An 18,633-nucleotide genomic window follows, 5' to 3' on the forward strand; every position below is an offset into this window, starting at 1 on the left:
TTTTTAGGAGAAATTATGGAAAGAAAACAAGCAAGCCATGAACTTTTAATGGTAGAGCCCTCTTGCTTTGCCTTTAACCAGGAAACTGCCGTCAACAACCTCTACCAGCACCAGGACCAAAGGCCCCTGGACCAGGTCCAAAAACAGGCCCTGGAAGAATTTAACTCCTATGTCCAGGCCCTGAGAGACCGGGGAGTCCAGGTCCATGTTTTTAAGGATTCCCCCAACCCAAGGACCCCGGACTCTATCTTTCCCAACAATTGGTTTTCCACCCATGCTGGAGGCCACCTGGCCATCTATCCCATGTTTGCCCAAAACCGCCAGGCGGAAGTGGATAAGTTTTTGCCTCAGCTGGAGGACCTCCTCTTAAGAGATCTCCCCCAAGATTCTATCTACCGAAAGACCGACTACCGGGAAAATAGAAAAAAAGCAGCCTATCTTGAAGGTACCGGGTCCATGGTCCTGGACCGGGTCCACAAGATAGCCTATTGTGCCCTATCTCCCCGAAGCGACCAGGCCCTTTTTGAACGTTTTTGCCAAGACTTCGGCTATGAAGCCATCTCCTTCCGGGCCTACCAGGCTGGGGCCCCCATCTACCACACCAACATTTTAATGGCCATCACCTCCACCAAGGCCCTGGTCTGCCTGGATGCCCTGGTCCCAGAAGATCGAGACAGGGTCCGGGAGAGGATCCTGGCCAGCGGCTTGGACCTGGTGGACCTGACCCTGGACCAAATTAGCCAGTGTGCTGGAAATGCCTTGGAAGTGGAAGGTTCAGACGGAAAAAGATTTTTAGTCTGCTCCCAAGGAGCCTACCAAAGCCTAAGACCCGACCAGGTCCAGGCCCTGGAGGAGGACCTGGAACTTTTAATCGTGGATATCCCCACCATTGAATACTACGGCGGCGGGTCTGCCCGGTGCATGTTGGGAGAAATTTTTAGATAGCTTGTAAAAAATCCTAGAGATCTTTCTCTAGGATTTTTCTTCTTGGGCAAATTGTGAAGTGTAGAGGCCCTTGTAGATCCCATTTTGGGCCAGGAGGCTTTGGTGGTCTCCCTTTTCTACAATGTCTCCATCCTGTAAAACTAGGATGGTATCGGCTCCCACAATGGTGGACAGCCGGTGGGCAATGACGAAGTTGGTCCGCCCCTCCAGGAGCCGGTTCATGGCTTTTTGAATCAAGCGCTCTGTCCGGGTATCTACCGAGGAGGTGGCCTCGTCTAAAATTAGGATTTCTGGATCGCTTAAAAGGGCCCGGGCTATGGTGAGAAGCTGTTGTTGGCCTTGGGAAATATTGGACGCCTCTTCATTGAGCTCTGTATCATAGCCCTGGGGCAGGGTTTGGATGAAATTATGGCAATAGGCCTGTTTGGCCGCCTGGATAATTTCTTCTTCTGTAGCTTGGGGCTTGCCGTAGGCTATATTTTCCCGGATAGTCCCCTTAAATAGCCAGGTATCCTGGAGGACCATGCCAAAAAAGTCTCGGAGTTGGTCCCGGTGGACCCGGCGGATATCCACTCCATTTAGGGAGATGGCTCCCTGGTCCACATCATAAAAGCGCATAAGGAGGTTGACCAGGGTGGTCTTCCCAGCTCCTGTAGGACCAACAATGGCAATGGATTGGCCTCTTTCAACATGTAAAGAGAAGTTCTGAATAACTGGGGTCTTCTTGTCATAGGAAAAGAAGACATCCTTAAAGTCTACCCTTTCAATGGGCCGGTCCAGACTTTCTTCTTGGCATTCAACTTCTTCTGGTACATCTAAAAAGTCAAAAATCCGCTCTCCAGCTGCAAGAGAGGCCTGGAAGATATTGGCCATTTCAGCAATTTCTTCAATGGGCCGACCAATTTTTCTTACATATTGGATAATGGCCTGGATGTCTCCAATCAGGAGTCTGGCCTTTAGAACTTCCAATCCCCCCACAATGCAAATGGCCACATAGCCCAGGTTGCTGATAAAGGTCATCACCGGCAACATGATTCCTGTCATAAAGCTGGCCTTGTAGGAAACCTTATAGAGCTGGTCATTGTGGGCAATAAATTCTTTTTCCGACTCTTCTTCATAGCCATAGGCCTTGATAAGGTCTGTTGCCGAGAAACTTTCTTCAATAAAGCCTACCATGGCCCCCAGGCCCTGGGATTTTTGCCGGAAAAATTCCTGGGACCTTTTGGCGATAAACTTGGTGGACCCATAGCTCAAGGGCAGGGTCACGATAAAGACCACGGTTAGGGTGGGGCTGGTCTTTATCATCATATAGAGGATGCCAATAATCAACAGCCCCCCAGACAGGGCCCGGCTAATGGATTGTTGGAGGTTTTTACCCAGGGTTTCCACGTCATTGGTCATCCGGGACAGGAGGTCTCCTGTGGAATGGCTATCGTAAAAGGAAATGGGCAAGTGGCGGACTTTTTCTGAAATTTCCTTCCTGAGTTTAAAGATCAAGTCTTGGCTCACATCTACCAGGATCCGGCCACAGATAAAGTCAAAGAGGCCTTGGAGGCAGTAGAGGACTACCAAGAAAAGACAGGTTTTCAGGATAAAGTCAAAATCAAGGGCCAGGCCTTCTTTCACATCTTGAAAGAGTCTGGTGGTGATTTTCCCCATGTACTTGGGGCTTTGGACCTGGGCATAGACACTGAGCAGGGTAAAGAAAATAGCCAGGGCCAGCTTGCCCTTGTAGACTCCCAGGTAGGCCAAGAGGCGTCTTAGGGTTTGAGGGTTTTTCTTTTTATTTTCCTTCATCCTCTGCCTCCTCTCCTTGGCTTAGGGCAATTTCCCTATAGACGGGGTTGTCTCTTAAAAGGTCCTGGTGGGTCCCATAACCCACCATTTCACCATCTTCCAAAACCAAAATCTTGTCTGCAGACCGGATGGTAGCCACTCTTTGGGCCACAATAATCACCATGGCATCCTTGGTTTTTTCCAAGAGCCCTTGCCGGACCTTGCGGTCTGTTAGAGAGTCCAGGGCTGAAAAGGAGTCATCAAAAAGATAGACTTGGGCCTTGCGGTTTAGGGCCCGGGCAATGGACAGGCGCTGCCTTTGCCCTCCGGAAAAGTTGGTCCCTCCCCGGGTCATTTCTTGGTCCAAGGGGTCTTGTCCCAAAAATTCCAAGGCTTGGGCCTGGCCCAGGGCCTCTCTTAGGTCTTCCTCCAATGCATCTTGGTTGCTATAAAGGAGGTTTTCTCCCACTGTCTTGGAAAAGAAAAAGTTCTTTTGAGGGACATAGGACATCTGCCTGCGGACATCTTGGCTATTCAGGTCTTGAATATCCTTGCCATTTAAAAGTAGCTGGCCCCCTGTGGGATTATAAAATTGCAAAAAAAGCCGCAAGAGGGTAGACTTACCGGACCCTGTCCCCCCAATAACCCCCAGGGTTTGCCCCCGGTCCAGGGAAAAGGACAGGTTTTGGAGGACGGGTCGCTTGGCCTGGGGATAGGCAAAGGTCAGGTTTTTTGCTTCAATATGGACCAGGTCTTCTTTTAGGTCCTGGCACCCTCCCGTGTCATGGGTGGGGTAGTTCAAAACTTCGTTGATCCTGACCATGGATGCCCAGGTTCTGGGAATCATGGTAATTAAAAAACTTAGCATAATCAGGGCCATTAAAACCTGGGTAATGTATTGGATAAAGGCCATGAGTTCCCCTACGGCCAGTTGGTCCAGGCTAATGAGCTGGGCACCAAAATACATAACCAGAACCAGGGCCACATTTAGGAAAATTCCCAAAATCGGAATGACATTGATGATGATTTTATTAACCCTTAGGGCCATTTCATAATAGTCCTGGTTGGCCTCTGTAAAGATTTCTTCCTCCAAATCGTCTCTGGAAAAGGCCCGGGTTACCCGAATCCCCGTCAGTCTCCGGCGAAAGAGTTGGTTGAGCCGGTCCAGCCTCCTTTGTAGAACGGGAAAATAGGGTACTGCTGACCGGATCACCAGGTAGATTCCCAAGGAAATAAAGGGAATGGAGATGGGAAAAACCAGGGAGAGTTTGAGGTTGGTTGTCAGGGCCATAATCAGGCCTCCCACAAACATCAAGGGCCCCCGAACCAGGGGTCTTAGGCCCATCAGGACCATTTGTTCCACCTGGTTTACATCATCTGTAGACCGGGTAATCAGGGAAGAAATACCAAAATATTCCGTTTCATTAACTGTTAACCGGTTGATTTTTGAAAACAAATCATAACGAACATCGGCTGAGTAGGCCATGGCTACCTTGGATGAATGGTAGGCTGCAGCCCCCCGGCAAAGGACTGTGGCAAAAACCACCAGGAGCATAAGCTGCCCCATCCTCAGGATATAGGCGGTATCTCCCCGGGCCACGCCCAGGTCCACCACCAAACTCATGAGCCTGGGGAGAAAGAGTTCCCCCAAGGCATTGCCAAAGGTCAGTAAAATGACCAGGGCAATTCGATATTTAAACTTGCCTAAACGGCGAAAGATTTCCATATATTCCTCCTTAGCTAGCAGGACTATTTTACACTATTTATCCCTACAATTCAAAAAAAGTAAAATTTCAAGGAATTTTGTTTTTTAATTTGGTCATCTTGTGCTATAATATATGTATTATGGACCTGTAGCTCAGCGGATAGAGCGCAGCCCTCCGGAGGCTGAAGCGGGAGTTCGATTCTTCTCAGGTCCACCAAAATAATTCGTGTCTGGCATTGACCAATGTCAGGCACGATTTTTTTATACAGATTTTGGCAAAAGCCAGGCAAAATATAAGAAAACCTACAGGGAGTCCCTGTAGGTTTTTCTAGTTTTGGATATGTTTTAGGGGATCTTCTAAATTCCCTTGATTGCAAACTTCAAAATGTAGGTGGGGGCCTGTACTTCGCCCTGTGTTTCCACTTTTGGCAATGGGGTCTCCCTGGCTGACCTTTTGTCCCACGTGGACTTCTATAAGACTTAAGTGGGCATAGCGGGTCGTGTAGCCGTTGCCGTGGTCAATGTCGATGTAGTTGCCATAGCTGCCTGCATTGGTCCTGGCCCGGGTCACAACCCCACCGTCTGCTGCCAGGACCTGGGTCCCTATGGGACAGGCCAGGTCAATGCCCCGGTGAAAACTGCCCCAACGGGGGCCAAAGGGAGAACTCAAGCGCCCATTGGTGGGCTTGATAAAGGATCCTGTAGCCCCTTCCTTAGTCCCAATCCGGATGATTTCATCTACAGGCGCTTGGACCAATTCTACTTTTTGGACCAGGTGGTCTACCTTTTCTCCATTGACTCGGACAACCTTGGCATCAACCCGTTCCAGACCTTTCTTCCCAGCTTGGACCAAGACTGTCTTCCCCTTGGCCAGGGTGTGGTCTTCAATCTTTCGGGTCTTATAGGCAAGGTCTAAGTCATATTGGACCTCTTCCCTGGCCTCAATGGACAGGCTTATCTTGGAAGCCGGTAGGTAGATTTTTTCCGGCACAGGGTCTGTCAGTTTCTTTTTGTTGGCCTCTAAAAGATCTTCCAGGTCCAGGCCATACTTTTTTGCTTCTTCCTGCCAGGTCCCCTGGCTCTTAACCAGGTAGTCTTTCGACAGGTTCCTCAAGCGAAGGACCAGGTCTTCCCGGCTCATCAGGGCTGGAGCCTTTTCTTCCAGGTCCTTGACCTCAATTTTATTGTTAAATCGAATACTTTCTTTTTGAACTCTTGCATCTAACTTGGGAAACACAGCCAGGTCTTTCAAGGCCCCGTGGGCCGCCTCTCTGGATTCCACAAGGCCAAGACTTTCTTGGTCGATAAAAAGCTCTACGGCCTTTGGACTTGCTGCGTGAAGGGTTTGACTTCCCAGGCTGATAATCATACTAAGGGCCAGGGCTCCTAGGGTAAATTGTTTTTTCAAATAACTTCCTCTTTCTAAATGTTACTAAATTGTTTTATTTGTTACTCTTTTGTAACTTTTAACAACGCATTCTATTGTAACATATTTTTAGAGGATTCCTATTACAAAATCATTACAATCCCTTTACATGCTTGTAGGCCCCGTAAAGTTGGATCTTTTCTTGGGGTTTTTCCACAAGAATCTTCCCCTTTAGGGGCAAAAGCTCCCCATCAATGTTGAAGATTTTCTCTTTTTCTGTTGTAATTTCTTGCCGGCTTTTTTCTTCCAGCTGGACAGCCGGATCTGTCAGGTGGTTTTTTAAAAAGACCTTGGCCAGGAGGCGGACAATATCCTTGGTCTTATAAACATGGCCCTGGATATAGTCTAGGTCTGGCTTAAAGGGGTTGGCTTGGTAGGCTATGGGCAGGCCTCCACCAAAGTAGGACCCATTGGCCAAGACGCTGATAAAGGGCCAGCCCTTATTAGCTTGGGTAAATTTAGAAAAATCCTTCCGGATGGTCTTGAAGATGGATCGGATATAAGCTAGCTTTTTATGGGATTCCTTGGCCATTTGGTTGTAATTTTCAATGACGCAAACGTCAAATCCGTAAGAAACGATATTTAAAAAATAGTAGTCTTGGATTTTCCCGATATAAATGTCTTTCTTTTCTGCCTTTTTATAGGCTTCCACCTGGCTGCGGATGGATTTTTTCAAGCCCAGGGCATGGGCAAAGTCATTTCCTGTCCCCAGGGGAATGAGGCCAAGATTTCTTTGCCGGGTCTTCATAAGGGCATTGAGGGTCCAAAAGTTGCTGCCATCTCCCCCTACAGACACCACCAGGTCCACCTGGTCTGCCTGGTCTACAATGGCCCGGCTGGCCTGGTCTGGATCTTTTTTCTCTATGTAAAAATCATGTAGGCCATAAAACTTACATGATTCTTGAATTTCTCTTTTTATTTGTTCAATTTTTCCTGTCCCGGCATGGGAGTTTAGGACAAATAAAATGTTTTCAATTTTTTCTCTATGCGTCATGGTTCACTTCTTCTTTTATTTCTAAGCCTTCCTTGAGAATGGCCTCCAGGGTCTTTCTATAGGCCTCTTGGGCTTCTTGTCCCAGGCCCGGCAGGTTGGTTTCCACCATAAAGCCGGCTCCCTCCATGGCTCCATAGGCCAGGCTGGCTGCCACCTTAAGATCAGAAAGGGCATACTTGTGGGCCTTGTCCTTCATGGTTTTTCCTATCCTTAAAAGGTCCAAGAGGGTCCGGCAGATGTCCAGGGGAACCTCAATGGCTTCCTGGTAGCCCTTTTCCAATTCCTCTTGATAGTGGGCTTTTTCCTCCTGGCTTTCCCGGGGAAGCTTATAGGCCCTAAGAACCCGTCCAAAGGCCTGGGCATCTTTTTGCATCAGGACTTGGAGCCTTTGGCAAAGGTCTTGGACCCGACCGGGGTCTTCCAGGGCCTCTTGCTTGGACAGGTTGTCCACCATCAGGGTCAGGGAGGCAGCCAGGGCTCCTGCCAGACCGCAAATGGCTCCTCCTCCAGGATTGGATGTCTTGTCCTGGGTCTTGATAATAAAGTCATCTAATTTGTACTTACTTAATTCAGACATGTAAAACTCCTTCAACCACCAGGCAGGCCCTGCCTCCCACGGTGATTTTTTCTTTTCCTGGCTCTCCTTGGTAGCTGGCCACAATTTCAGAGGGTCGGTTCATTTCCAGGCCCTGGATGGCCCGAAGGCTCCTTTGGCCTTGGTGTTTATTGAGATAGTGTAAAAGGGCCCCAGTAGAGGTCCCGGTGGCCGCTTCTTCTGGAATCCCCAAAATGGGGCAGAAGTTTCTTTGGTAGATTTTGCCCCCTTCTTGGCAAAAGGCATGGACAGAATAGTAGTCGTATTTTTTGGACAGGTCCACCAAGGCGTCCATATCTGCCTGGATGTCTGCCAGGGCTTGCCGGCTCTTTAAGGGCACCATAAGGTCCCGGATGCCTGTGGAAATTTTTTCCATAGGCAGGTCTTCCGGGGCATAAAAATCTTCTTGCCTTAGGCCCAGAGCCTTGGCCACGGCCCCTATATCTTTAACTTGACCAAACTCTTGGGGGTCTGACTGGGTCATGGTGACTTCTTCTAGGGCTCCATTTTTATAAGTTAAATAAATGGGCAGGTTCCCGGCCTTGGACCGCAAGAGAACCTCCTTGACGCCATTTTCCAGGCCTTCAATATAGTCGTATTGGGCCAGCATATAGAAAGAGGCAATACTTGCATGGCCGCAGAGGTCTACTTCCTCCACCGGGGTAAAATAGCGGATCCGATAGTCATTGATATCCAACCGTTCAATAAAGGCCGTTTCCGACATTTTTAATTCTCCTGCCAGGGCAAGTCTTTCTTGGTCGCTGAGGTGACCCTGGTCTATCACTACACCGGCGGGGTTTCCTTGAAAGGCCTTGTGGGCAAAGGCATCAAAAATAAAAAACTTATAGTCCCTCATGGCCTTCCCCCATCATTTGCTCCATGATTCTTTCCAGGTCGTCATTGTTGTAGTAGTCGATTTGGATTTTTTTCACCCGGCCCTGGGTCTTTAAGCGAACCTTGGTTCCCAGACACCGGGTCAGTTGCTCTTCCACATCCCGGATGAAAATATCTTTTTCCTCCTGGCTCTTGGGCTTTTTATTATCCAGGTTTTCTTCTGTTTCCAGGATGGTTTGGCCCTTTTTGATAATGTCCCGGGCCTTGGCCACTTGTTTTTTAGGGTCCTTGATCTTTAAAAGAAGCTTGCCGTGGCTAAAGGTCAAGTCTCCCTGGGCCAGGTAGCCTTGGACTTCTTTTTCTAGGTTTAAAAGTCGCAAGAGGTTGGCAATGGAGGACCGGTTCTTTCCAATGAGGTCAGCCAGGTCTTGCTGGGTCAACTTGTGGGTCTCCATCATGGCCTTAAGGGCTTGGGCTTCTTCTATGGGATTTAAGTCCTCTCTTTGGAGGTTTTCAATAAGGCTAATGGCATCGGCCTGTTGGTCGCTGATGTCCTTAACCAGGACCGGAACCTTGTCCAGACCCGCCAATTTAGCCGCCCGGTAGCGTCTTTCCCCGGCAATGATTTGGTAGCCGTCCTGGGTCTTTCTCAAAATCAAGGGCTGGAGGACGCCATGCTCCTTGATGGATGCTGCCAGTCCCTCTAGCTCTTCCTGGTCAAAGACCTTTCTGGGTTGGTTTTTATTGGGGAAGATTTCTTTGAGGCTGACTTGGTTTGTTTCTTGATCCTTGGTCTCTAGGATGTCTTTTACTTCTTTTGCATCTTTGAAAAAACTATCCAGACCCCGTCCCATACTCATTTCTTAGCTTCTCCTTTCACCATTTCTCGAGCTAGACTTTCATAGGCCTTGGCCCCTGCACTCTTGGGAGCATAGGTAAAGATGTCTTGCCCATAAGAGGGTGCTTCAGCCAATTTAATATTCCTGGGAATGGTGGTTTGGTAGACCATGGTGGAAAAATAGTCCTTGACGTTTTCTACCACCTGGGTGGAAAGATTGGTCCTTCCATCATACATGGTCATAACAACCCCATTTAGGTCCAGGTCCTTGTTGTAGTTTTCCTTAACCAGCTGGATGGTGTTAAAGAGTTGCCCAACCCCTTCCAGGGCATAGTATTCGCATTGGATTGGAAGTAGAATTTCCTTGGAGGCAATCAGGCCCATGAGGGAAAGAATCCCCAGAGAGGGGGGAGAGTCTATTAGGATATAGTCGTAGCCCGGGCAGTTTTCCAGGGCATCTTTTAAGCGGTACTGCCAGTTCCCCTCAATGGCCAGGTCCATTTCCAGGCCTGCCACATCCCCATGAGAACCTATAATATCCAGGTTTTCTATTTTTGTATGTTGGATCATCTCTTGAGGCTTTTTGCTTCCCTTGATGACTCCATAGATAGACTTTTCTGCCAACTTATCCAAGCCTAAACCACTGGTGGTATTGGCTTGTGGGTCGATGTCTATCACAAGAACCTTCTTCCCCAGTAAGGCTAAAGCCGCACTTAAATTGACAACCGTAGTTGTCTTGCCAACGCCGCCCTTCTGATTAAAAACAGTCATTATGTGGTTCATATTCTACCTCACTTCCTATACTCTAATGATAACAGATTTTAGCTATTTTTTGTAGCTTGAGTCTGGACTTTGCCCTGGATTTTCCCAAAAAATATCCCCTGTCTTTCCGGATGATTTACATAAAAAACCTGCCGGCTTTTCTTTCCGGCAGGTCTTGTTTATTTTACCATTCCAAAGGCTGCACAAAAGGCATCGTAGGGACTGTAGCAAATGGGTTCTTGGTCCAGACCCTTGAGGTAGTCCGGGTCCAGGTAGTCCTTGTGGACAATGAGTTCATAGACATAGGCGTCAAACCAGGCATCGGTCATGGAGAAGATGCCCTTTTTCCCATTTTTCTCTCCCCAGGAATTTTCTACCTTCCAAAAACGACTTTGGCCGTCTTGGATGTTGACTCCGGTGATGTTCATAGCATGGGTGGCCATGGACTGTCGGGAGTCAATCCGGTCGGCCTTGGAAAAGTCTCCTGGGTCCACCAGGCTATCTCGGTAGTTGTAGAGCCTGTCATCCAGAATTCCGGCCTTGCGGTCGCTCATTTTCCCCACATCACAGGCAAACCAGGCTGTCCGACCATCTTCCAGGGACCGGATCATGGCCTTTTTCATTTGGTCTATGGGGACGTTGAGGCCCCTGAGCCCGTCAATTTCCAAGAGGTTTTTAATTTCTGGGTTGATGTAGACCCGGCCATAGGGGTTCCTAGGCCTGGGGTCATGAATGAGGCGGATGAGGTTGTCATAAAAGCCATCTAGGTACTTGTGGTAAAAGTCTTTGGGGGTCATGTTTCTTTCAATATGGTAGTTTTTGTCCTTGTCCAGGTATTCAAAGTCAAACTTTTGGACGGGACGGCCAATACACTTGGCCAGGATGGTGTAGACCTTGGCCAGGCATTCTTCCTTGAGCTGGTCTATATCTTCTTCCGGGGCCCGACGGATGTCCATGGCGTATTTCTTAATGACTTCTTCAATCCGGGCAAACATGTCGGCGGAATTTTGGCTGTTGAAGCTTTCCTTCATGGCTGATTTTGGCACCAGGCCGTACTTTTCCACCAGGGCCTTAAAGTATTCAAAATAGCCCCCATCATCGGTTTTAAAGCTCAGGGCGTGGATGACTTCCCGGCTGTTGATGTCCAGGTCCCGGGTCTTGCAGACCATGTCTAAAAAGACATTGGTTTTTTCCAGGTTGTCGTAAAAGTAGAGGTAGCTTTCTGAAAGTTCAAATTCCTCTAGGCCCAGGTCCTTCATGATCTTTGGCCGGGCCATGTTCAGGGCGGCAAACATCCAACAGCGGCCTGTTTGCTTTTGGTCGGTGATATTTTTATGGTCAATTTCATGGTTAAAGACAAAGGAATGCTTGTTGATTTGCCTTTGGTTCTTGCTGGCTTCCCGGATGCCTACATTGGAAATGGCTCCTTCAATGATTGCATTGGTCTTGTCTTCCATGTAGGCTTGGTCAAATTTTTTCAAAAGGTCTGGGGTCAGTTCTTTCATTGGTCCTCCTTCATTAAAAGGTCGAAAATTGTCTTTGTATAGTCGCTGGGGTTTTGAAGGCCTAGGCCTTCAATTAACCGGGCTTGGTTGTATAGGAGCTTGGTGTATTTTTTCAACATGTCTTCATTATCTTTTAGGCTTAAAAGTTTTTGGTAGATGGGGTGGTTCTTGTTAATTTCCAAAACTTTTTCCGCTTGGATGTCTTGGCCTTGGGCTTGGAAGATTTTTTCCATTTCAATGGAAACTTCTCCCCGGCTCAAGAGGCAAACCGGGTGGTCAGCCAGGTCTTCAGAGGCCTTGATGGCAACCACTTCTCCAGCCAGGATGTCCTTCATTTCCTTAAAGAGGCCCTCTTCTTCCTGGGTCTTTTCTACTTTTTCTTCCTTTTCCGTGTTGATGGAGACAAAGGCCTTGCCCTTGTAGTCCCTCATGGCCTTTAGGACAAATTCATCAATGGGGTCCGTTAAATAGAGGATTTCCAGGCCTTTTTCTGCCATGGCTTCTTTTTGGGGCAGTTGGTCCATCTTGGCCAGGCTGTCTCCTGTGGCATAGTAGATGGCTTCCTGGTCTTCCTGCATCCGGTCCAGGTAGTCATCCAAGCTGGTGTAGGCTTGGTCCTTGGAGGAAACAAAGAGCAAAAGGTCTGAATACTTGTCTTTTTCCATACCAAAGGACTCGTAAATGGCCGCCTTAAAGGTCAGGCCAAAGGTCTTATAGAAGTTGACATAGTCTTCCCGGCGATTTTTCATCAGGTCCAGGAGCTTGTCCTTGATTTTTCTTTCAATATTTTTTGAAATAATCTTCAACTCCCGGTCTTCTTGCAAAATTTCCCGGGAAATATTGAGGTTTAAGTCCTCTGAATCAATGACCCCCGTTACAAAGGAAAAGGCATCTGGTAGGAGCTGTTGGCACTTGTCCATGATCAAAACTCCGTTAGAATAGAGTTTTAACCCCTTTTCAAAGTCCTTGGACCGCCAATTAAAGGGCTCAGAAGAGGGCAGGTAGAGGATGCCCCGGTAGTTCACCAGGCCTTCTACCTTGATGTGGATATAGTCCAGGGGCTTGTCAAAGCCAAAGCCCTCGTCATGGTAGAAATTTTCGTAGTCTTCCTGGGTCAGGTCTTTTTTATCCTTCTTCCAGATGGGAACCATGGAATTTAGGGTTCCCAGTTCTTGGTAGGATTCATATTTTGGCTCTTGGTCTTCTTGGTCCGAATTTTCAAGGGGTCTGGACTTGGTCACTTCCATTTGGATGGGGTAGCGGATATAGTTGGAATACCGGGCCACCATCTCTTGGATCTTGTAGGTTTCCAGGAATTGGTCGTAGTTTTCGTCTTCTGTATTTTCCTTTAAATAGAGGGTGATGGAGGTCCCCAGGTCCTCTTTTTGGGCCTTGTCAATGGTGAAACCATCCACTCCTGAAGAAGTCCAGAGGTAGGCCTGGTCTTGGCCAAACTTTTTAGTCAAGACTTCCACCTTATCAGCCACCAAAAAGGCAGAATAAAATCCAACCCCAAATTGACCAATGAGGTCTGTGGCCTCGTCTTGGTCTTCCAACTTTTTCTTAAAGTCCAAAGACCCACTTTGGGCAATGGTCCCCAGGTTTTCCACCAGGTCTTCTTGGTCCATACCAATGCCGTGGTCCTTGATGGTTAGGGTTCTCTTGTCCTTGTCTGGCAAGATCTCAATGACATAGTCATCCTTGTTAAAGGTCAGGTCCTGGTTGGTCAAGGACTCATAGTACATCTTGTCCGTTGCATCCGAGGCATTGGAAATCAGCTCTCGCAAAAAAATTTCTTTATTTGTATAGATGGAATGAATCATCAACTCCATCAAGCGTTTTGATTGGGCTTTAAATTCATAATTCATAGAAATCCTCCTTTAGCACTCTTATAGTGCTTCTGCTAATATTTTAGTCTAAAGCTTTCTTTTTGTCAAACCAGACTCCTTTCGCCTTTTATTTAACTATGTTCATTTTTATTTTTTCCCTTATTTTTTTACAGAATCTTTTTTCTTTCTTAAGTTTCCATAGATTTCCCTATGCTATGATTTTGATGTTGGACTCCCAACAGACTCTCTATTTGAAAGGATGAAATAAACCCATGAAAAAACTTGCAGTACTTTTATCAATTCTTATCTTATCTCTTAGTCTTTTTGCCTGTGGCCAGGCTCCAGAATCTTCTCCTGCCAAGGACGGCAAGGACGGCAAGGACGGTAAGATCAAAATCGAATACTACCATGTCAATGCCGAAACCCAAGGTGGGATTAGTGTCAAAGAGCTGGTTGACAACTTTAATAAAAGCAACGACCACATTGAAGTAGTGGCCACCTATAATCCTGATATGTACAAGGGCTTGATGCAAAACCTCCAAGCCAAACAAGCCGCCAAGGAATCTCCAGCCATTGCCCAAATCGGCTGGGCCTTCTTAGACTATTTTTCCAATAACTTTGACTATGTATCTCCCCAAGAGGCCATTGATGAATTTGACAAGGAAGATCCTGATTTCTTAAAAGAAAACTTCCTCCCTAACATCCTAGACCTGGCAAAAAATTCCAAGGGTGACCAAGTTGGGATTCCCTACTCTCTATCCACTCCAGTCCTCTACATTAACCGGGACATCTTAAAAGAATGTGGCCTGCCAGAAGCTGGACCTCAAACCTGGCAAGAAGTTAGCCAATTCGCCAAAACCATCAAGGAAAAAACCGGTAAATTCGGTCTTTACATTCAAGAACCCCAAGATTTTTGGGCCCAACAAGCCCTAGTAGAATCCAATGGTGGCAAGATGATCCAAGACCATAAGGCAAGTTTTGCCGATCCTCAAGGAATCGAAGCCATGGAACTCTACCAAACCATGGTTCAAGACGGATCAGCCATCCATATTTCCTGGGACGAAGGAGTTCAATCTTTCGTAGACGGAAATATTGCCATGTGTTACACAACAATTGCCCGTCGTGAACAAATCCAAAAGGGTGCTCAATTCGATGTTGCTGCTGTAAAATCTCCTACCTTTGCAGGAAAAGACCGGTGTGTCCCAGCTGGCGGTTGCTTTTTAGCCATTACAGCTACAGATAAGGAAAAAATTAAAGCCGCTTGGGAATTTGAGAAATACCTTTACGGAGTTGAACAAATGGCCACTTGGACCAAGGGAACAGGCTACACTCCTCCACGAAAAGGTGTTGCTGAAGCTGAAAATGGTCTCAAGGCCTTCTTGGAAGAAAATCAAATGATGAAGCCAGCCATTGAACAATCTAAAGACGTCGTGTCTTGGGCCTCCTTCCCTGGAAATGCCGGTCTACAAGCTGAACAACTTCTTTTAGACATGCGGGATGAAATTTTGGCTGGAGCCAATGTTCAAGAATCCATGACCACAACCCAAGAAAAGATTAACAGTTTGTTAGAAAAGTAGTGGTTTGTCCATGAAAGATAAGCTTAAAGCCTACCTCATGCTTTTGCCGGCAGGCTTTTTCTTTCTGGTCTTTGTTCTTATTCCCTTGTTTTATACTTTTTACTTGAGCTTCTTTGACTGGAATATGATCAAGGCCCACAAGAAATTTGTCGGTTTGCAAAACTATCTGGACCTAGTCCAAAGCCCTATTTTTAAAACTGTTTTAGTCAATACCTTCATCTACATTCTCTTACTTTTGATTTTAAACTTTGTTGCTCCCTATATTTTGGCCTATGTCTTAAGTATTGTGGTGAAAAAGTACAAGAATTTTTACCGGGCAGCCTTCTTTTTGCCCTCTTTGATTTCCCTGGTCATTGGGTCTGTTCTTTATACCTGGATCTTAAATCCGGTTTCAGGACCTCTTGCCATTATCCTAAGGCACTTTGACCTGGCTCTTCCTATTTGGTCTAAGACCCAGGGCTTGGTTCTAGTGGTTATTTCTATCATCACCTCCTGGAAGGCCTTTGGCTACAACTTTATTGTCATCCTGGGTGGTCTATCGGGGATTGACGAAAGTATTATTGAGGCAGCCCGCTTGGATGGGGCCAACTCCTTACAACTCTTTCGAGACATTGCCCTGCCAGCTTCCTCGGCAACTGGACTTTACATTTTTATTATGACCATTGTCCAAGGCCTACAATTCGTCTTTACCCCCATCAAGGTTATTACCCAGGGGGGCCCAAGCTACGCTTCTTCTTCCCTAATCTACCATGCCTATCATGAAGCCTTTATCCTCTACCGTACCGGCCTTTCCTCTGCCTTATCCATCTTGACCATGCTTATTTTCGTTTTTCTTTTAATTTTAGAATTCAAGTTTGTAGAAAGAGGTATTTACTATGAAAACTAAAGATCGCCAAGTCCTCCTCCACCTAGTTCTAGTTCTTCTTGTTGTGATTAGCCTCTTTCCCATTGTCTTTGCCCTATCCAACTCTTTTAAAAGTCTGGAAGAATCCTTTAACAACGTCCTATCCTTAATCCCCAAGAGCCCTACCCTCTCCAACTATCTCTATGTCTTTTCCAGGCTTCCCCTCTTTAAGATTATTTTCAACACCTTTACCATTGCCTTTCTTGTCACAGCAGTAAAGATCATCACCTCTGTCTTAGCCAGCTACAGCCTAGTCTACTATGATTTTAAGGGAAAAAACTTCATCTACCTGGTTTTTCTAACCACCATGTTCATTCCCTTTACAGTCACCATGATTCCCAACTATTTGATTGTATCCAAATTAGGGCTCACTGACAGTATTTGGGGAGTTATGCTACCTCAATTTGCAGACGTCCTGGGGATTTTTCTACTACGACAATCCATGCGGACCATTCCAAAATCCATCATTGAGGTTGCAAAAATCGATGGTGTAGGAGAAGGACATATCCTGCTAGATATTATCCTCCCCATCCTTCGTCCCTCCATGATTTCAACAGCCATTATCTTCTTCATTAACTCTTGGAACGAATACGTCTGGCCAGTTTTAATTATTTCCAGCCAAGACCACTACACCCTGTCTTTGGCCCTCCAGATGTTTATATCTTCTGAAGGAGGCACAGAATTTCCCATTGCCATGGCTGTTTCCGTCATTACCATGATTATCCCCTTGGTCTTATTTTTACTCTTCCAAAGGCATATTATATCCACCTTCATCAGTTCCGGTGTCAAATAAAGGTAAAAACAAGCTATAAAAAGACAACTTGTGGCCAAGACCTCCGGCCACGAAAGGAGAAAAGTTTGAAAGATATTGTATTTAAAAATGTTTGTAAGTCCTACCCAGGCAATAAAAATATGGTTCTTGACCACCTAAATCTCACCATCAAAAGTGGGGAACGCCTAGTCCTTTTAGGCCCTTCCGGCTGTGGAAAATCCACAACTCTTCGAATTATTGCGGGACTTTCTGATATCACAAGTGGTCAATTAATCTTAAACCAACAAATGGCCAATAACCTGGAAGCCAAGGAGCGAAACATCTCCATGGTCTTTCAAAATTATGCCCTCTACCCCCATATGACTGTTGCTGAAAACATAAGTTATGGACTTAAAATCAACAAGGTCCCCAAGGAAGAAATTCAGGCCAGGCTCCAAGATGCCTTAGCAACCCTCCAACTTGAAGATCTGGAAGACCGAAAGCCCAAAGACTTGTCTGGTGGTCAAAGACAACGGGTTGCCCTGGCTCGAGCCCTGGTGAAAAAAACAGACTACTTCCTCTTGGATGAGCCCTTGTCCAACTTGGATGCCCAACTCCGTCTCCATGCCCGAAAAGAGTTGGTTAAAATTCATGAAAAATATCATATGACCCTGATTTATGTCACCCATGACCAAGTGGAAGCCATGACCATCGGCCAAAGAATCGTCCTTTTAAACCAAGGAAAAGTTCAAATGGCAGACACCCCCTATAATATTTATAACCATCCTAAAAATGTCTTTACAGCTAAATTTATCGGATCTCCCTCTATGAATATCATTCCAGCCCAGGTAAAAAACCAAGACCTCTACCTAGGAGACCAAAAAATAGACCTAAGTCCCCAACTGACCCAAAGATTAAAGACCTACCCCAAAAAGCAAGTCTACCTAGGAATTCGGCCCGAACACATTCAAATAAAGAAAAACAAGGGCTTGCCAGTAGAAATTAACTACCTGGAAGACTATGGAAACCACCTGGGCCTTTATTTTAAGCTTGGGGGCCAAGAATATGTTGCCATGACAAGAGACCAAGACTACTCTCGTTTTAAGGAAAAGGAAGAAATTCACCTGACCTTTGACATGGAAAAAATTTCCCTCTTTGACATTGATACAGAAGAAAACTTGGAGGCCTAAATGATCTATATCTCAACAAATATGTTCCAACCCCTAAATCTAGAAAAAATCTATGAAATTGTAGACTCTGTAGATTTTGACTTGGGGATAGAAATTTTTTCCATGTTCCACATCCCTGGTTACCAAGAACTCTTGGATAAAAATAGGCAAAGACTGAAAAATTATCCCCTAACCTTCCATGAACCCTACTACCAGGCAGACCATAGCTATCTGGATGGAGATGTTTTTTTAACCACCCGCCACTACTATGAAAAACTCCTATCCTTTCAAGACCTTAATCCCAAATACATTGTCTACCACTATAATAACCGGAAAATTCAAGATCGAGACCTTATGCTTGAAGCTGCCCGTAAAAATTTAGACGACCTGGGCCAAAAATCCTCCATCCCTCTCTTAATCGAAAATGTCGGAGTTAAGCCCTGGGAAAATGTCCTCTTGGAAGAAGAAGAATTCATAGAAGAATGCCTGGAAAGAAAAGAAAATGTCCTCATTGATATAGGCCATGCCAATGCCAATGCTTGGGACATAGACCATCTTCTTTCTAAGTTAAAAAATAAGATTCGGTCCTACCACCTCCATAGCAACGACTCCTACCATGACCTCCACCAGTCCATCTTCCACCCCGACATGGCCCCTGACATTCAATCCATTATTCAACTCATAAAAAAACACACCCCCCAGGCAGATCTAGTTCTGGAATATGGCAAGGACTATGACCAGCAAGTCCAACAAGTCATTCAGGATGCCAAAAAACTCCATCAACTATGGATAGAATAAGATTCCTTCTTAAAGAAGGAATCTTTTCTTCTTGATAGCTTGTAAAATTAAATGTGCCAATAGAACAAACAAAAAATACGCCTCTTAGATCTGTGGATAAGTTGTTGATATGTTGATAACTTCCTGGGGATTTGCTAAATAAGGCCCTTTCTCCCCAAACTTTTTAGAAATTTTGTGGATATCTATGTGGGTATGGGTATAAGTTAGGAGTTTTCTAAGCTAAAA

General features: G+C 46.1%; 16 protein-coding genes and 1 tRNA gene. 7 read left to right on the plus strand and 10 right to left on the minus strand.

Annotated features, from left to right (window positions below; genetic code table 11):
• The first annotated feature begins 15 nt into the window (after window positions 1-15).
• Complete coding sequence (gene ctlX, locus BQ7400_RS07925; RefSeq protein WP_072470077.1) at window positions 16-945, plus strand: citrulline utilization hydrolase CtlX; 930 nt, start codon at window positions 16-18, stop codon at window positions 943-945.
• Between the two features lie 27 nt (window positions 946-972).
• Here the strand turns inward: ctlX and BQ7400_RS07930 are convergent, their stop codons facing one another.
• Entirely contained in the window at window positions 973-2,742 is a 1,770-nt protein-coding gene (locus BQ7400_RS07930) for an ABC transporter ATP-binding protein (protein ID WP_072470078.1), read from the minus strand.
• Window positions 2,729-4,447 carry an ABC transporter ATP-binding protein gene (locus BQ7400_RS07935; RefSeq protein WP_072470079.1) on the minus strand — a complete coding sequence of 573 codons (1,719 nt, stop codon included), beginning with the start codon at window positions 4,445-4,447 and terminating at the stop codon, window positions 2,729-2,731. Before BQ7400_RS07935 ends, BQ7400_RS07930 begins: the two co-directional genes overlap by 14 nt.
• Window positions 4,448-4,568: 121 nt before the next feature.
• On the opposite strand from BQ7400_RS07935, the gene BQ7400_RS07940 reads away from it, so the two are divergent.
• Window positions 4,569-4,643, plus strand: a tRNA-Arg gene (locus BQ7400_RS07940).
• A gap of 111 nt (window positions 4,644-4,754) precedes the next feature.
• On the opposite strand, the gene BQ7400_RS07945 is transcribed toward BQ7400_RS07940, so the two are convergent.
• The 8 genes from BQ7400_RS07945 to htpG form a co-directional block, all read right to left on the minus strand.
• On the minus strand, window positions 4,755-5,834 hold the full coding sequence (locus BQ7400_RS07945) for a M23 family metallopeptidase (protein ID WP_072470080.1): 1,080 nt from the start codon (window positions 5,832-5,834) through the stop codon (window positions 4,755-4,757).
• Between the two features lie 112 nt (window positions 5,835-5,946).
• On the minus strand, window positions 5,947-6,846 hold the full coding sequence (locus BQ7400_RS07950) for a diacylglycerol/lipid kinase family protein (protein WP_072470081.1): 900 nt from the start codon (window positions 6,844-6,846) through the stop codon (window positions 5,947-5,949).
• Complete coding sequence (locus BQ7400_RS07955; protein WP_072470082.1) at window positions 6,836-7,423, minus strand: cyclodeaminase/cyclohydrolase family protein; 588 nt, start codon at window positions 7,421-7,423, stop codon at window positions 6,836-6,838. The genes BQ7400_RS07950 and BQ7400_RS07955 overlap by 11 nt, the downstream gene beginning before the upstream one ends.
• Entirely contained in the window at window positions 7,416-8,297 is an 882-nt protein-coding gene (locus BQ7400_RS07960) for a PhzF family phenazine biosynthesis protein (RefSeq protein ID WP_072470083.1), read from the minus strand. The genes BQ7400_RS07955 and BQ7400_RS07960 overlap by 8 nt, the downstream gene beginning before the upstream one ends.
• Window positions 8,284-9,135, minus strand: coding sequence for a ParB/RepB/Spo0J family partition protein (locus BQ7400_RS07965; protein ID WP_072470084.1), 852 nt, complete (start codon window positions 9,133-9,135; stop codon window positions 8,284-8,286). Before BQ7400_RS07965 ends, BQ7400_RS07960 begins: the two co-directional genes overlap by 14 nt.
• Window positions 9,132-9,896 (minus strand): ParA family protein, encoded by a 765-nt coding sequence (locus BQ7400_RS07970; RefSeq protein WP_034438017.1) that lies wholly within the window; start codon window positions 9,894-9,896, stop codon window positions 9,132-9,134. The genes BQ7400_RS07965 and BQ7400_RS07970 overlap by 4 nt, the downstream gene beginning before the upstream one ends.
• A 158-nt stretch (window positions 9,897-10,054) precedes the next feature.
• Complete coding sequence (locus tag BQ7400_RS07975; RefSeq protein WP_072470085.1) at window positions 10,055-11,380, minus strand: C1 family peptidase; 1,326 nt, start codon at window positions 11,378-11,380, stop codon at window positions 10,055-10,057.
• Window positions 11,377-13,248 carry a molecular chaperone HtpG gene (gene htpG, locus BQ7400_RS07980; protein WP_072470086.1) on the minus strand — a complete coding sequence of 624 codons (1,872 nt, stop codon included), beginning with the start codon at window positions 13,246-13,248 and terminating at the stop codon, window positions 11,377-11,379. The genes BQ7400_RS07975 and htpG overlap by 4 nt, the downstream gene beginning before the upstream one ends.
• 233 nt (window positions 13,249-13,481) lie before the next feature.
• Between htpG and BQ7400_RS07985 the strand changes: the two genes are divergently transcribed.
• The 5 genes from BQ7400_RS07985 (at window position 13,482) to BQ7400_RS08005 (ending at window position 18,408) form a co-directional block, all read left to right on the plus strand.
• Window positions 13,482-14,786 carry an ABC transporter substrate-binding protein gene (locus tag BQ7400_RS07985; protein ID WP_072470087.1) on the plus strand — a complete coding sequence of 435 codons (1,305 nt, stop codon included), beginning with the start codon at window positions 13,482-13,484 and terminating at the stop codon, window positions 14,784-14,786.
• 10 nt (window positions 14,787-14,796) lie between these two features.
• Window positions 14,797-15,672 (plus strand): carbohydrate ABC transporter permease, encoded by an 876-nt coding sequence (locus BQ7400_RS07990; RefSeq protein ID WP_072470088.1) that lies wholly within the window; start codon window positions 14,797-14,799, stop codon window positions 15,670-15,672.
• A complete protein-coding gene (locus BQ7400_RS07995) occupies window positions 15,662-16,483 on the plus strand; it encodes a carbohydrate ABC transporter permease (protein ID WP_072470089.1) in 822 nt (273 codons plus the stop codon). Before BQ7400_RS07990 ends, BQ7400_RS07995 begins: the two co-directional genes overlap by 11 nt.
• Before the next feature lie 65 nt (window positions 16,484-16,548).
• Window positions 16,549-17,631 (plus strand): ABC transporter ATP-binding protein, encoded by a 1,083-nt coding sequence (locus BQ7400_RS08000; RefSeq protein ID WP_072470090.1) that lies wholly within the window; start codon window positions 16,549-16,551, stop codon window positions 17,629-17,631.
• The gene (locus BQ7400_RS08005) at window positions 17,632-18,408 is read left to right on the plus strand and encodes a sugar phosphate isomerase/epimerase family protein (protein ID WP_072470091.1); all 777 of its coding nucleotides are present in this window, start codon (window positions 17,632-17,634) and stop codon (window positions 18,406-18,408) included.
• The last annotated feature ends 225 nt before the right edge of the window (window positions 18,409-18,633 follow it).

The organism is Urinicoccus massiliensis (genome assembly GCF_900120405.1).
Lineage (GTDB): Bacteria > Bacillota > Clostridia > Tissierellales > Peptoniphilaceae > Urinicoccus > Urinicoccus massiliensis.